Raw genomic sequence first — 14,070 nt, forward strand, 5'->3', positions numbered from 1 at the left:
TAGAAATTATGAGCACAGCCAAAAAATCAGTTGTAACCATTGTTGGTGCAGGTCCTGCAGGGCAAATGGCAGCGCTTTTTTTGGCAAAACAAGGTGTCGCTTCATTATTAATAGATAAAGGTGCACATCCAAGGTCTAAGCCTTGTGCGGATGTGGTTACAGGCCAAGCCATACGTGTGTTACATGAACTTGATGAAAACCTACCTTTGGACAAATCATTTACAGACAAATATTTACGCATAAACGGTACGTTGCTACACACACCAAATGGTAGCCAACTAGACATTGCTTTTCTGCCATTAAATAGATTAGAACATTTACCCACATGCATAGCGATGCCTAGGGCAGACTTTGACAACTGGCTTCATGAGAAAATAATAGCAAGCCCATTAATAGAAACACTTGATAACACTGCTATTACAGGCTGGGAAAAAGATACCGTAACTAGTGAATGGAAACTTTTTAATGCACATAAGCAAGTCATCGTACAAACCAAATTATTAATTATTGCGACAGGTTCATCTGCATCTTTGGCTTATACAGTAGGTAATTTATCAAAAGAAGACAAGCATTTTGCAATAGGTGTACGTGGTTATTTTAAAAATATTGGCAATGCAGATTATCCCAATCATGCAGAATTGTTTTTACACAGAAAAATGATGCCGGGTGGCTTTTACATTGCGCCGTTTAACAATGGTGTAGCCAATGTAAATGTGGTGATGCGTAGCGATGTAGCAAAGCGCAATCATGTAGATTTAAAACAGTTGTTTTGGGAAGCAATAGAATTGCACCCTACCTTGAAAGAGCGTTTTAAAAACGCAGAACAAATAGGTAAACTAGAAGGTGGTGCATTGCATTTAGGTACGAAAACAAGACCCATTTCTGGTGATGGTTATATGCTGGCAGGTGATGCTGGTGGTTTGATAGATTTGATGTCTGGCAATGGTATTCCTCAGGCAATGATTAGCGGTAAATTTGCAGCATTGCAAGCAGCTAAAGCCATAGCTAGTAATGATTTTAGCGCAGCGAGTTTAAAAGAGTATGATGCAAACGTGTACAATAAAATAAATAAAGATTTGAAGTTGGGTAAATTATTATCGCCTTTTATGGGTAATGATTTTATACTTAACAGAGCTACCAATGCGCTTAATTTTATTGCTACACGTAAAGGTGCACAGGCGCAATTAAGTAGCTTGTTGTACACTAAAAATGTAGCAACTAAATTGATCAATCCAATGTTTTATTGGAAAATGTTAACCTAGCTGCAAGGCTTTTGCTAGCAATTCATTTAAAGGTTTTTGTATGGTAAAATATTCGGCAATTACAATCATTGGTGCAGGGCCAGCAGGGCAAGTTGCGAGCCTTTTTTTAGCAAAAAAGGGCATCAAAGCATTGCTGGTAGATAAGGGTGAACATCCTAGGGTAAAGGCCTGCGCAGATATTGTGGGTGGTCAAGCCGTACGCATATTACATGAGATTGATCCTGAATTGGTGTTGCAGTCAGATTTTGCCAATAAATACCAAGCCATTAAAGGCACATTGATACATACACCAAATGGAAAATCGCTCAATATTCCTTTTGTAAAATTGAAAAATATAGAACATCTGCCTACTTGCATTGCCATGCCTCGTATTGAATTTGATAATGTGTTGCATGAAAAAATTATGGCGACAGGTATGATTGATTATTTGCCAAACACAGCCATTTCTAACTGGCAAAAAGATGAGAACACCAAAGAATGGTTACTATTAGATGCCAAAAAAGAGCCTATAATCAGAACCAAGCTTTTGATAATTGCAACAGGTTCTTCAGCCTCTTTACCGTTTACAGTAGGCAATCTTGAAAGAGAAGACAAGCACAATGCATTGGGTATTCGTGGGTATTTTACCAATGTAACCAATAGCACTTTACCAGATTATGGTGAGATGTTTTTTATGGAAAAATTGATGCCGGGTGGCTTGTATATAGGGCCGTTTAACAATGGCTTGGCCAATGTAAATATTGTGATGCGCAGCGATATAGTAAAAAAACAGCACCTTAATTTAAACCAACTATTTTGGGATGCTGTTAATTCGCATCCTATTTTAAAAGAACGTTTTAAAAATGCTGAACAGGTGGGGAAATTAGAAGGCTGCGGTATGCAATTAGGTACTAAAAAGCGCCCTATTTCTGGTGAAGGCTATATGCTTGCAGGTGACGCTGGCGGCTTGATAGATTTAATTTCTGGTAATGGCATACCGCAAGCCATGATTAGTGGTAAAATTGCTGCAGAGCAAGCTGCTATTGCTTTAGCACAAAATGATTTTAGCGCAGCTATGCTAAAACAATACGACAATAAGGTGTATAAAAAGATAGATGATAGCTTAAAACTAAGCCGACTAATGGCGCCTGTAATGGGCAATCGCTTTTTTCCTAAACTGATATTGAAATGGCTAAACTTTATTACTACGCGTAAAAATGCAGAAGCGCAATTAGGGCTATTGCTAAATACAAAAACCATTACAGCGCATTTGCTTAATCCTATGTTTTATTGGAAGTTTATAAGATAGGTTTGTAGCAATTTTATAAATAATTTGCCAATTTATTTGCAACTTTATCAGGCAAATACATTGTCTATCAGCCTCATCAATTGATTGTTATGAACGCAGCTACAAATATCTCGCAACACTACTCTTACCAAGAATATGTGGCTTTAGAAGCAGAAAGCCAAGAACGCTTTGAATTTTACAATGGCGACGTGACTGCTATGGCGGGAGGAAGTAAAGTGCATAGTAACATCGCATTTAATATTGCTAGTTTTCTTAAAAATAGATTTAAACCTAAAGACTACGACGTATTTCAAGAGGGGATAAAAGTGGCTATAGAGAGCGATAATGTTTATATGTATCCTGATGTGGTGGTGAGTTGTGACGTTGCGGATAAAGAAGACCCATATTTTGTTCGTAACCCATTGATAATTGTAGAAGTATTATCGCCTAGTACCGAAACTGCTGACCGCTCTAAAAAGTTTCACATTTACCGAAAAATAAAATCGCTGCGTTACTATCTGTTAGTATCGCAAGAACAGCCAATGATAGAGGTGTTTAGCAGACAAAATAGTAATGCCCTATTTACCTACAACTTGTTTGAAGAGATGCAAGATGTGGTTGACTTTGCTGATATTGATTGTCAGTTAGCTTTAAAAGATGTGTACGAAGGGATTGCGTTTGGTGGTGAAATAGCAGACTAATTCTACTTGTAATCTGCAATTGAAATTTGCTCCTTGCAAAAACCATATTCTTGAATATCGTTGCTGCTAACGATGATGAGTTTGTGAGCGCAATAGGTGCTGATGAGTTTGTTGTAGAGATTGTAACCTGTAACATCTAGGTTGGTGCAAGGCTCGTCAAGAAGTAGTACGTTGGTATCTGAGAAAATGGCTTGCGCTAGTTTGATGCGCTGTTTCATACCGCTACTGTAATAACGAATTTGCTTGTTGGCGTTTTTCTCTAAGCCAATGATGGCAATAATTTCAGCGATGGTGATGCTTGGTAATAATGGTTTAAAAGCCGCATGAAATTGTAGAAATTCTGTAGCTGTCATTTCCTCTATTACTTCTAAATAGGGTGCTACTAAAGCGATATGTTTATAGAAATTATCGACTGTCAACGGTCTACCATCAACAGTAAAATCTACAGAACCTTCACTTGGGTTAATGGCACCTGCAATGGTTTGTAGCAAAGTGCTTTTACCACTACCATTTGGGCCAATAATGGCGTAAGAATTACCTGCACTAAAGGTATAAGTACTTTGTCGGAAAATCCAATCCCGATTGTAACGCTTGCCAGTATTTGTAAGTTGTATTTGCATATTGTTTTTGTCATTCTGAGGAACGAAGAATCTAACCGTTGGCTGGCAGATGTTTCGTTCCTCAACATGACATAAAAAAGCTGAATAAAGTATCTAAACGTACAAGTGTGCGACGCAACGATGTTCAATTGAAAAACTGTAGCTGGTCAACAAAAAAATACCCAATTATTTTCTGCTATAGTTTGGTGCTTCTTTGGTAATATCTACATCGTGTGCATGGCTTTCACGCATACCTGCATTGGTAATTTGTACAAAAGTGGCTTGTTGTAAAGCCTTGATATCTTTAGCACCGCAATAACCCATACCTGCACGTAAGCCGCCCACATATTGATAAACGACTTCGCTAAGTGGGCCTTTGTAAGCAATTCTACCTTCAATACCTTCTGGTACAAATTTCTTTACATCGTCTTCAACATCCTGAAAATAACGGTCACCACTACCTTGGCTCATAGCGCCTAAGCTGCCCATACCACGGTACTCTTTGTACTTACGAGCTTCATAGATAATGGTTTCGCCAGGGCTTTCTTCTACACCTGCAAATACACTACCCATCATTACCACATTGGCGCCAGCAGCAAGGGCTTTTACCATGTCGCCAGTGTAACGAATACCACCATCTGCAATCACTGGAATGTTCTTGCCTTTTAGTGCATTTGAGGCTTCCATAATGGCTGTAAGCTGCGGCACGCCTGCACCAGCTACAATACGAGTGGTACAAATAGAGCCTGGACCAATACCTACTTTAACGCAATCTGCACCAGCAGCAGCAAGCGCTAAAGCACCTTCGGCAGTACCAATATTGCCTGCAATAATTTGTAGTTTTTTAAAGTTTTTTCTCAATGCTTTTAAGGCATCAATTACGCCTTTACTATGGCCGTGAGCACTATCTAAAGTTACCACATCTACACCAACAGCTTGAAGTGCCGCTGCTCTGTCCATTAAATCTTTGGTAATGCCTAAAGCTGCACCAACCAATAATCTACCAAAGCCGTCTTTAACCGCATTTGGGTTATTGCTTAGTTGCAAAATATCTCGGTAAGTAATTAAGCCTACCAAAATACCTTGTTTGGTTACAACTGGTAATTTTTCAATTTTATATTGTTGTAAAATCTTCTCTGCTTTTCTTAAATCGGTGCCTTCAGGTGCAGTAATAAGGTTGTCTTTTGTCATTACATCCTTAATTTTTTTACTGCGGTTGGCAGTTTCAAAACGTAGGTCACGATTGGTAAGAATACCCACTAATTTTTGATTGGCATCAACAATAGGAATACCGCCAATGCGATTTTCTCTCATTAACTTCAAGGCATCGGCAACAGTTGCAGTTTCACGTAGAGTAATTGGGTCTATAATCATACCACTTTCACTACGTTTTACCTTGCGTACTTGCTCGGCTTGTTTTTCTATAGACATGTTTTTGTGCAAAATGCCCAAGCCGCCTTCACGTGCCAATGCGATGGCTAAATTAGCTTCAGTAACTGTGTCCATAGCTGCTGACAGCATAGGTACGTTTAACAAAATGTCTTTGGTAAGCTGCGATTGGATATTGACTTCACGAGGTAATACCTGACTGTAAGCAGGCATAAGCAAAACATCATCGAAAGTTAAACCAACACCAAATAAGCGAGAACTGCTATTGCTTTTTGCGGGAGATTTTATTGTTGCCATAGGCAAAGATAAAAGCGCAGCGAATATGTGGCAAATGAAGTTTTTGGTTGGATGAAATTCGTCTCGCAGATTTTACAGATTTACGCAGTTTCTTGTTTATGACAATTTATACATTTTACCAGGCAGACAAAGGATTAATCCTTGCAATTCTAAACCCAACATGGCTGCTGCTACAGAACTACTGCTTAAACCAGATTGTAGGTAAATGTCATCTATACCTACTATTTCTTTTGCTGTGAGAATGTTTACAATTGTTTGTTCATCTTGTGATAGTGCCACGAATAATTCACGTTGTTTTTTGGGTTTAGAAGCTTTTGTTTCCCAACCCATGGTGTCTATTAAATTATCTACATCGGTAAAAATGGCCGCTTTGTTTTGTTGAATGAGTTTTAGGCAACCGCTACTTTTGGCATCGGTAATTTTTCCTGGTACTGCAAAAACATCTCTGTTGTAATTGTAGGCCAATTCTGCGGTTATCATGCTGCCGCCTTTGGCTTGTGTTTCAACAACAATAGTACAATCTGCCATACCTGCTACTATACGATTTCTGCGAGGAAAATTGTGTTTATCGGGCTTTGTACTTTTGGGAAATTCGGTAAGCAACCCGCCGTTTAAAAGCATGTCTTTGGCCAATGATTTATGTTGTGCGGGATAAATAGTATCTAAGCCATGCGCTAAAACGCCCACTGTTGGTAAGCTGTTTTGTACTGCTGCTTTGTGTGCAATAGCATCTATACCAAACGCTAGGCCGCTTACAATTAACACATTTAAGGGTTGTAAGGCTTCTATTATTTGTTCAGTTATTTGCTTGCCATAATCACTATTACTTCTTGTGCCAATAATACTGACGATTTTGGTGTTGTTTAAATTGGCGTTGCCACGGTAATATAAAACTGTAGGTGCATCGTAGCAGTGTAGTAAGCGTTGTGGATAATCAATATCTTTTAAAAACAGTGGGCTAATATGGTGTTTATGGCAGAACTTGATTTCTTCTTCGGCTGATTTAAAATCGTCAAAGTCTTTAATGGCTTTTGCCCTTATTTCGCCGATACCTTCAACGCTGCTTAATACTTTTTTCGAAGCTTTGAAAATAGAAGTTGCATCACCAAAGTGGTCTATTAATTGTTTTGCCTGCACTGCACCAATACCTGTAACCTGTGTTAAAGCTATTTGGTGTAAAACATCATTCGTCATAATGTGATGAAGGTAATATAACTTAATATATCATTTTGCTTCGTTACAAAAAAGTTTAACAGTAAAGTCATTTTCAAGTAAAATGGACGTCGCATAGCAACATAGATAAGTGCATTATTCAGTTAGGTTACATCATGGTAATCATTTAAATCAAAGTAATCAGCGGTTACATCCCAATTACTGTAAATTCTGTTCGCCTGTTAGTGCTTCTGCCGGCTTCTGTAGCATTGTCTGCAATTGGCTTGGCTGCGCCAAAACCCTTGTACTGTAAGCGTTGTGCGGGAATACCTTTTTCTACTAAATAATCAATAACCGCTTTTGCTCTATTGGTTGACAATTTCAAATTGTCTTCAGCTTTACCTACATTATCTGTGTGGCCATCCACTTCAATTTTAATAGTAGGATTGTCTGTGAGCAGTTGTAATAACTTATCAAGTTCTACCTTGCTTACGTCTTTCAGTTGGTAAGAATTGGTTTCAAACTGAATGTTTTTGAGTGTGGTAATTTTATTCAGTTCTATTGGTTGTAGGTAAATGTCTTCTTTGTAAATGCTATCTGCTATTTTGCTAGAAAGCTCGTACAGTTTGCTAAAATATAAATAGCCTTTTCTGTTTACAGCAAATGTGTAATCCTTCTTTACTGGCAGCGTTACAAAGTAAAATCCTGTTTCATCGGTTTGAACATTCATTAAGGTTTTACCAGTATTGTTGTCTATTAATTCTACATTACTTGGCAAGCCTTTGCTGGTATTTTTATCGTACACAAAACCTTTTATGTACAAAGTTTTATAAGGTTGTACATCTTCTCGTAAGTCAAATTTGTACAAATCTAAACCACCACGTGTGTCGCTTCTATCGCTTGCATAGTAGGCATTTACGCCATTTGGTGCTACTGCAAGGCTACCCTCATTTTCTATTGTGTTAATAGGATAACCCAAATTTTCTGGAAGGCTCCAAGCACCTGCAAAACCTTTGCGCATTACAAAAATATCAGTGCCGCCATAGCCTTGCAAGCCGCTAGATGTAAAGTACAATGTTTGGTTATCTGCATGAATATACGGTGCAGTTTCGTCGCCTAAAGTATTCACATCTGGCCCCATATTAATGGCTTTGCTCCATTTGCCTTTCTCGTCTCTATAGCTTACATATAAGTCTGCACCACCATAGCCACCCGGACGATTACTGCTAAAATATAACACACGTTTATCTGGGCTTAAACTAGGTGCGCTTTCCCAATAACCCGTGTTGATATTGGTGCCAAGATTTTGCGGTTCGCTCCAACCAGTAGGTGTGGCGTAGCAAATGTATAGGTCGAAATTATCGTGAGAATTATTGCCAATATTGCCTGCAAAAATCATCCATTCACCATCGGCAGAAACACTGATAGCGCCTTTAAATGGCTCGTCGTTAATGTCACCAGCAATTTTTTCAGCCTTAGGTAAAGCGTTAGGATTCGTAATATTTGCTTTGTAAAAATATTCACCACCACCTTCTCTACGAGTAAATACAAGCAGGCTGTCGTTTACCGTTAATGAAGGGAAATATTCTGAGCGTTCGCTATTAATGCTATCGCCTAAATTGATGGGATTGAAAACATAGTTTTTATCAGGATGTTTTTGTTGATAGTTAATGGCAAATGTGTAACTGTCTCTTCTGTATTTAATACTCTTCTGTGTTCTTTCGCCAAGATTTGGTAAGGTGGCAAAGTGATTTACTGCCGCTAGCGCCTCTTCAAATCTACCTTCACCTGCAAGATTAATAGAGTAGGGTAGGCTATAAATTTTACAATAATTACTGTCTTTGTCTTTGGCAATTTCGTAATTGGCAATAGCTGCCTTGTAGTTTTTTAATTCGCCATAAGCGCCTGCTAGTGATAAGTAAGCATCTACATAGTTTTTGTCAATATTGATGCACTTTTCAAGAGCGGTAATAGCCTCTTTATACTCACCGTAGCAAAGGTGTTCTATAGCTTTTTGGTAAATAGGAATCGCTTTTTTATTAACCTTATCAGGGTTATAAGTTTGCGAAAAACTTGTATAAGAAAACAATATTGCTGCGATAATGATGAGATGCTTCATAGACGTGTAAAAGCAGCAATTTCGGGAAAAGTGATGAGTTGAGGGAGTTAAAAATGTAATAACACAAATTTGAACGAATTAAGAATCATAAATCCCAAATCAGAAATGGGCCTTATGGTACGTTAATGTATTTGTGCAATTGCAAACTTAATTCCCATTTAGGGTTAGCTTTTATGTAGTCTATTATTAAAGGTGTTACTGAAGCTGCTTTATCCCATTCTGGTTGCAAGTATAATTTGCAAGAAGGCGATACTTGTGCTGCATATTCTTCTGCCCAAGCAAAATCGTGTTTATTAAAGATGACTACTTTTAATTCATTGGCAAATGGCACAACTTCTGGTAATGGGGCTTTTAATTTTTTAGGTGAGAGGCAAATCCAATCCCAAGTACCACTTAAAGGTGAAGAACCTGAGGTTTCTATATTGGTGCGAAAGCCTTTTTGATGCAAAGCCTCTGTTAATGCATCTAGATTGTGCATGAGCGGTTCGCCACCTGTAACAACAGCTAAAACTGAGTTTATAGTTTGAAGTTTGGAGTTTGAATTTGATTGATTATTGACCTCTGCAACTGCTGTTTCTACAATTGTATTGATACTTAATTGAGGATGTTTAGAAGCGTCCCAACTGTCTTTTACATCGCACCAAACGCAACCAACATCGCAGCCACCTAAGCGTATAAAATAAGCAGCACTACCTTGATAGAAACCCTCACCTTGAATGGTGTAGAAGCTTTCCATTACAGGCAAAGTGAGTAGTGAGTTGTGAGAAGTGAGTAGTTCGGACATTTATGTGAAAAGTGAAAATGTGAAAAGTCAATGGTCAATGGTCAATGGTCAATGGTCAATGGTCAATGGTCAATGGTCAATGGAAGTTGCGAAGTTACACATTGCTGCATGAAGAATAGAACGTACAAGAGTGCGACGCAACAGACGTTCAATAGTAGTACCAAAGCTGGTTACATAAATTCTTTATACACGAATTAGACGAATTGAACTGTGACATGAGTAAAATGCGTCTAATTAATGTTGTTGTTTGATTTGTAAGCTTGTAACGTATTTTTTAGCAAACCTGCAATAGTCATAAGACCTACACCACCAGGTACGGGTGTAATGGCAGAAGATTTTGGTGCCACTTCATCGAATTCTACATCGCCTTTAATGCGAAAACCTTTTTTGGCTGTAGCATCTTCAACACGAGTAATGCCTACATCTATAATTACGGCGCCATCTTTTACCATATCGGCTTTTACAAAACCTGGCTTGCCAAGGGCTGCAACAATAATATCTGCCTGAAGGCAAATTTCTTGCAAATTAGGTGTGTGGCTGTGGCACAACGTAACCGTACTGTTGCCTTGTGGGTGGTTGCTGCTAAGTAAAATGCTCATTGGGCGGCCCACAATATTACTGCGGCCAATAACCACGGCGTGTTTGCCTTTTGTTTCAATGTTAAAATGTTCGAGCATTAACATAATGCCATAAGGTGTAGCGGGAATAAAGGTTTGCAAGCCTTGTACTAGTTTACCCACACTAATTGGATGAAAACCATCCACATCTTTTGTAGGGCTAATGGCTTCTATGACTTTTGCTTCGCTGATATGTTTAGGTAAAGGTAGTTGTACCAAAATGCCATCAACCTTGGTATCGTTATTTAATTCGGCAATTTTAGATAGTAATTGTTCCTCAGTAGTATTGCTGTCAAAACGGATTAATGAAGATTCAAAACCGACTTCTTCGCAGTTTTTTACTTTGCTAGCCACGTAAGTCTCGCTAGCGCCATTATTACCTATTAAAATGGCTGCTAGGTGTGGCTTACGCTGATTGTTTTGTAATAATATATCAACTTCTGCTTTTAAAAGCGCTTTTACTGAGGCTGCGGCTAGTTTGCCATCTAAAATTTTCATGGGGCGAAGATATTTAAAGCGGATTAATTTGCCTTGATGAATGATTTGTAATAATCTCTATGTATTTTATAGAATTTATTTTTATTGATGTTTTTTTTGAAAATGTTGTAGAAAACGTCATTCTGACTAAATGAATTCCTTATTTATTGCCATAAAGATGAATTTTATCTAAAATAATTTGTGTTGTAACATTAATTTACTAAACCGTTTGCAACATTTTGTTAACAATGTTTGTCTTAACCTTCTATATTTGACATTCTTAACTTTTTGTTAAGAACTAAATAACACATTGATAACATAACAAGTTTTTTAACCAAAAATCAAGTTTAAATGAGAAAATTTCTGACGCTTTTGGTTATGGTAGTGTTTACAACATTTGCCATGGCTCAAAACAAGACAGTTACTGGTAAGGTAACTGACGAGAAAGGTGCACCAGTTGCAAATGCATCTGTGGTAGTGAAAGGAACTACGAAAGGTGTAACAACTAATGCTGACGGTAGTTTTAGTATTTCGGTGCCAAACACAGCTAAGACATTGGTGGTTTCATCGGTAGGTTTTGCTAACCAGGAAGTTAGCACTAAAAATTCCCAACTATCAATATTATTACAATCTAGTACAGCTAGCTTGGACGAGGTAGTAGTTACGGGCTACCAAACAGTCAAAAGAAAAGACTTTGTTGGTGCAATAGCAACTGTTGGGGGAAAAGAAGTTGCTGAAAAGCCAATTGCCAATTTTACGCAATTGTTGCAAGGTAAAGCAGCTGGTGTTCAAGTTGTTGGACAAAGTGGACGCCCTGGACAAAATGGCTACATTCGAATAAGGGGAACCGGTTCAATAAATGCGTCAAGCGAACCGTTAATTATTGTAGATGGAATTGCAGTTAATTCCCAAGCATATAGTTTAATTAATCCTAATGATATCGAAGACTTAACAGTTTTAAAAGATGCTGCAGCGTCTTCTATATACGGTTCAAGAGCTGGTAACGGTGTACTAGTTGTAACAACAAAAAAGGGTAAATCTGGAAAGCCTGAATTAAGATACCTTTATCAAAGGGGCTTTACTAAATTACAGCCACTGAATAATGTACAGCTAATGAATGCGCAACAGAAACAGCAGTATGAATTTGCACTTGGTTACACCAATCCTATTTTAGATTCTATGATATCAAACAGAATCGGAACAGTGTTGCCTTCAAATGCAACATTGTTAAACATTACAGCCGATCAGCGTCAAGCATTGTGGGATTTGTCCGCAAGTAGAGGTGTAGGTGATTGGACAAATGAATACTTAAATCAAAAGGCTGGCTCTGAGCAACATGAATTATCTTTATCAGGTACTTCGGATAAAATAAGATACTTTTTCTCCATTAACAGACTCAAAGAGGACGGCTTGTTATATAAATCTTTTAGAGATAGAACTGGCGGAAGATTAAATGTAGAATATGCTGCGTTGGATTGGTTCAAAACTGGTGTTAATTTATCGGTCGCAGTTACAAAGGAATATCAGAATAGAGAAGTGTTTAATGCACAAAATCCTTGGGCTGGTGTTTACCTTTCCAACCCATATGAGCCACTTCGATTGCCTAATGGGACTATCAACTTGACCATGCAGGGATTCTCACCAATTGAAGGTGCTGACAATAATCCTTTTGTACAAGATAGAATTTCTGGCTTCGCAACTATATTTGGTGAAGCGACTATGTTGAAGAATTTTAAGTTTAAAACCTTGTTAGCTTTAAATTACAACACTTTGAAGTCAGAAAGTTATTTGCAGCCTGGCTCTAATTTAGCTGCAATTCTAGGTTACAACTCAAAAACTGATGCAGGAAATCAAGATTTCCAATATGTGTCTACTAATACACTTACTTATCAAAAAACCTTTGCAAGTAAGCATAATTTTAATATTTTAGCTGGTCAAGAGTTTACGAAAAACTCCACATACTTTTATACATTAGAAGGTAGAAACTTACCAACTGTTTCATTAACTACTATTGAAAATGCAGGTACTCCTCAAACAACTTCAACATCAAAACAAGATTTCGCAATAATCTCATACTTTGCGAATGCTACTTATGATTATAATAAAAAATATTATATAACTGTTAGTGGAAGGCGAGATGGTTCTTCTCGCTTCGGAAAAAACAATTTGTTCTCTGACTTTTGGGCAGTAGGTGCATCTTGGAATTTAACCCGAGAGAAAGTTTTAGAAAGATTGACATTCTTGGATGAATTAAGATTTAAAGCTTCCATAGGTACGTCTGGCAATGTTCCAGCGGGATTTTATACTTCTTTAGGTACGTATAGCTTTGGAACAAGATACAATAATTTGCCAACTGCAATCCCAGCCAATTTGCCTAATCCAGATCTAACTTGGGAAAAAAATAAAAACTTTGATCTTGGTGTTGAATTTTCATTTTATAAAAGAAGAATATTTGGTAGTATTGATTACTTTAATAGAACCACTGATGATTTATTATTCCCACGAAATATATCGTTGACTTCTGGTTTTTCTAGCGTTTCAAGTAACGTGGGTTCAATACGAAATAAAGGTGTGGAGGTTACCTTGGGCAGTGATATCATTAGAACCAAAGACTTAACATGGAATGTTACTGTTAATTATACTAATACCCAAAATAGCGTACTCTCTCTAGTTAGTGATAATATCATTTCAAATAGTACTAGATTCAAGGTAGGCGAATCTTTAAATACATTTTTTATGGTTAGGCATGCTGGTGTAAATCCATTAAACGGTAGAAACCAGTTTATCAAGCAAGATGGAACTTTGACTGAAACTTACAGTGCTAGCGACGCAGTCTTATTGTCTGGGAAATCTCCTTTAGCTACTTATTTTGGAGGTGTTTCTACATCTGTTAGGTACAAAGAGTTTGATTTATCTATTCAGTTTTATTATTCAGGCGGAAATTATATATACAATAATGTTTATGCTAATGCTACTGTAGCTCGTGCAGCCCCAAATGTTAATATGTATACCGCTGCTGCTAACACATGGACTAAAGTGGGTGAAATAGCCGAGTTTCCAAATTTAGCTGACCCTACACAGAGGGTTAATAATCAACACGATAAGTTTTTAGAAAAAGGAGATTATATTTCTCTGAGAGATCTAGTTCTTGGTTATAATGTATCTTCTCAAATTTTAAGTAAGATAAAAATGAAAGGCTTAAGATTCTTTGTTCAAGGTAGCAATCTTTGGATCAACACTAAGTTTAATGGCATACCTGAAGTTGGTTTCCCAAGCAGAGAACAAGGTACAACTACATTTACTCAACCTGGTGAATTTAATTTATATGGATACCCACCGTCTAGATTAATTACACTAGGACTTGATATTAGATTCTAACCATTTAAGGATATTTAAATAATTTAAA

10 protein-coding genes are annotated in these 14,070 nt (G+C 37.5%); 4 read left to right on the forward strand and 6 right to left on the reverse strand.

Annotated elements, in window-relative coordinates:
- Positions 1 to 8 precede the first annotated feature (8 nt).
- From ACT9TX_RS11015 to ACT9TX_RS11025, 3 genes are all read left to right on the forward strand, one after another.
- Complete coding sequence (locus tag ACT9TX_RS11015) at positions 9 to 1,262, forward strand: NAD(P)/FAD-dependent oxidoreductase (protein ID WP_481338343.1); 1,254 nt, start codon at positions 9 to 11, stop codon at positions 1,260 to 1,262.
- A gap of 40 nt (positions 1,263 to 1,302) precedes the next feature.
- Positions 1,303 to 2,550, forward strand: coding sequence for an NAD(P)/FAD-dependent oxidoreductase (locus ACT9TX_RS11020; protein WP_481338344.1), 1,248 nt, complete (start codon positions 1,303 to 1,305; stop codon positions 2,548 to 2,550).
- A gap of 89 nt (positions 2,551 to 2,639) precedes the next feature.
- On the forward strand, positions 2,640 to 3,230 hold the full coding sequence (locus tag ACT9TX_RS11025) for a Uma2 family endonuclease (RefSeq protein WP_481338345.1): 591 nt from the start codon (positions 2,640 to 2,642) through the stop codon (positions 3,228 to 3,230).
- A gap of 2 nt (positions 3,231 to 3,232) precedes the next feature.
- Here the strand turns inward: ACT9TX_RS11025 and ACT9TX_RS11030 are convergent, their stop codons facing one another.
- The 6 genes from ACT9TX_RS11030 to ACT9TX_RS11055 all read right to left on the reverse strand — a co-directional run bounded on the left by ACT9TX_RS11030 (position 3,233) and on the right by ACT9TX_RS11055 (position 10,685).
- Positions 3,233 to 3,850 carry an ABC transporter ATP-binding protein gene (locus tag ACT9TX_RS11030; RefSeq protein ID WP_481338346.1) on the reverse strand — a complete coding sequence of 206 codons (618 nt, stop codon included), beginning with the start codon at positions 3,848 to 3,850 and terminating at the stop codon, positions 3,233 to 3,235.
- Between the two features lie 165 nt (positions 3,851 to 4,015).
- Positions 4,016 to 5,515 (reverse strand): IMP dehydrogenase, encoded by a 1,500-nt coding sequence (guaB, locus tag ACT9TX_RS11035; protein ID WP_481338347.1) that lies wholly within the window; start codon positions 5,513 to 5,515, stop codon positions 4,016 to 4,018.
- A 96-nt stretch (positions 5,516 to 5,611) separates the two neighbouring features.
- Positions 5,612 to 6,709 (reverse strand): DNA-processing protein DprA, encoded by a 1,098-nt coding sequence (gene dprA / locus ACT9TX_RS11040; protein WP_481338348.1) that lies wholly within the window; start codon positions 6,707 to 6,709, stop codon positions 5,612 to 5,614.
- 166 nt (positions 6,710 to 6,875) lie between these two features.
- Positions 6,876 to 8,786 (reverse strand): OmpA family protein, encoded by a 1,911-nt coding sequence (locus ACT9TX_RS11045; protein ID WP_481338349.1) that lies wholly within the window; start codon positions 8,784 to 8,786, stop codon positions 6,876 to 6,878.
- 112 nt (positions 8,787 to 8,898) lie between these two features.
- The gene (locus tag ACT9TX_RS11050; protein ID WP_481338350.1) at positions 8,899 to 9,570 is read right to left on the reverse strand and encodes a 7-carboxy-7-deazaguanine synthase QueE; all 672 of its coding nucleotides are present in this window, start codon (positions 9,568 to 9,570) and stop codon (positions 8,899 to 8,901) included.
- A 230-nt stretch (positions 9,571 to 9,800) separates the two neighbouring features.
- Complete coding sequence (locus ACT9TX_RS11055; RefSeq protein WP_481338351.1) at positions 9,801 to 10,685, reverse strand: bifunctional 5,10-methylenetetrahydrofolate dehydrogenase/5,10-methenyltetrahydrofolate cyclohydrolase; 885 nt, start codon at positions 10,683 to 10,685, stop codon at positions 9,801 to 9,803.
- 330 nt (positions 10,686 to 11,015) lie between these two features.
- Here ACT9TX_RS11055 and ACT9TX_RS11060 point away from each other — a divergent pair, with 330 nt between their 5' ends.
- Positions 11,016 to 14,042 carry a SusC/RagA family TonB-linked outer membrane protein gene (locus tag ACT9TX_RS11060; protein ID WP_481338352.1) on the forward strand — a complete coding sequence of 1,009 codons (3,027 nt, stop codon included), beginning with the start codon at positions 11,016 to 11,018 and terminating at the stop codon, positions 14,040 to 14,042.
- Positions 14,043 to 14,070: the final 28 nt, after the last annotated feature.

It is taken from the genome of Parasediminibacterium sp. HNIBRBA5674 (assembly GCF_056745525.1).

What these genes read in the sequence shown, in the direction of transcription:
- ACT9TX_RS11015 (WP_481338343.1), top strand. Translation starts at nt 9, where the DNA reads ATGAGCACAGCCAAAAAATCAGTTGTAACCATTGTTGGTGCAGGTCCT.
- ACT9TX_RS11020 (WP_481338344.1), top strand. Translation starts at nt 1,303, where the DNA reads ATGGTAAAATATTCGGCAATTACAATCATTGGTGCAGGGCCAGCAGGG.
- ACT9TX_RS11025 (WP_481338345.1), top strand. Translation starts at nt 2,640, where the DNA reads ATGAACGCAGCTACAAATATCTCGCAACACTACTCTTACCAAGAATAT.
- ACT9TX_RS11030 (WP_481338346.1), bottom strand. Translation starts at nt 3,850, where the DNA reads ATGCAAATACAACTTACAAATACTGGCAAGCGTTACAATCGGGATTGG.
- guaB (WP_481338347.1), bottom strand. Translation starts at nt 5,515, where the DNA reads ATGGCAACAATAAAATCTCCCGCAAAAAGCAATAGCAGTTCTCGCTTA.
- dprA (WP_481338348.1), bottom strand. Translation starts at nt 6,709, where the DNA reads ATGACGAATGATGTTTTACACCAAATAGCTTTAACACAGGTTACAGGT.
- ACT9TX_RS11045 (WP_481338349.1), bottom strand. Translation starts at nt 8,786, where the DNA reads ATGAAGCATCTCATCATTATCGCAGCAATATTGTTTTCTTATACAAGT.
- ACT9TX_RS11050 (WP_481338350.1), bottom strand. Translation starts at nt 9,570, where the DNA reads ATGTCCGAACTACTCACTTCTCACAACTCACTACTCACTTTGCCTGTA.
- ACT9TX_RS11055 (WP_481338351.1), bottom strand. Translation starts at nt 10,685, where the DNA reads ATGAAAATTTTAGATGGCAAACTAGCCGCAGCCTCAGTAAAAGCGCTT.
- ACT9TX_RS11060 (WP_481338352.1), top strand. Translation starts at nt 11,016, where the DNA reads ATGAGAAAATTTCTGACGCTTTTGGTTATGGTAGTGTTTACAACATTT.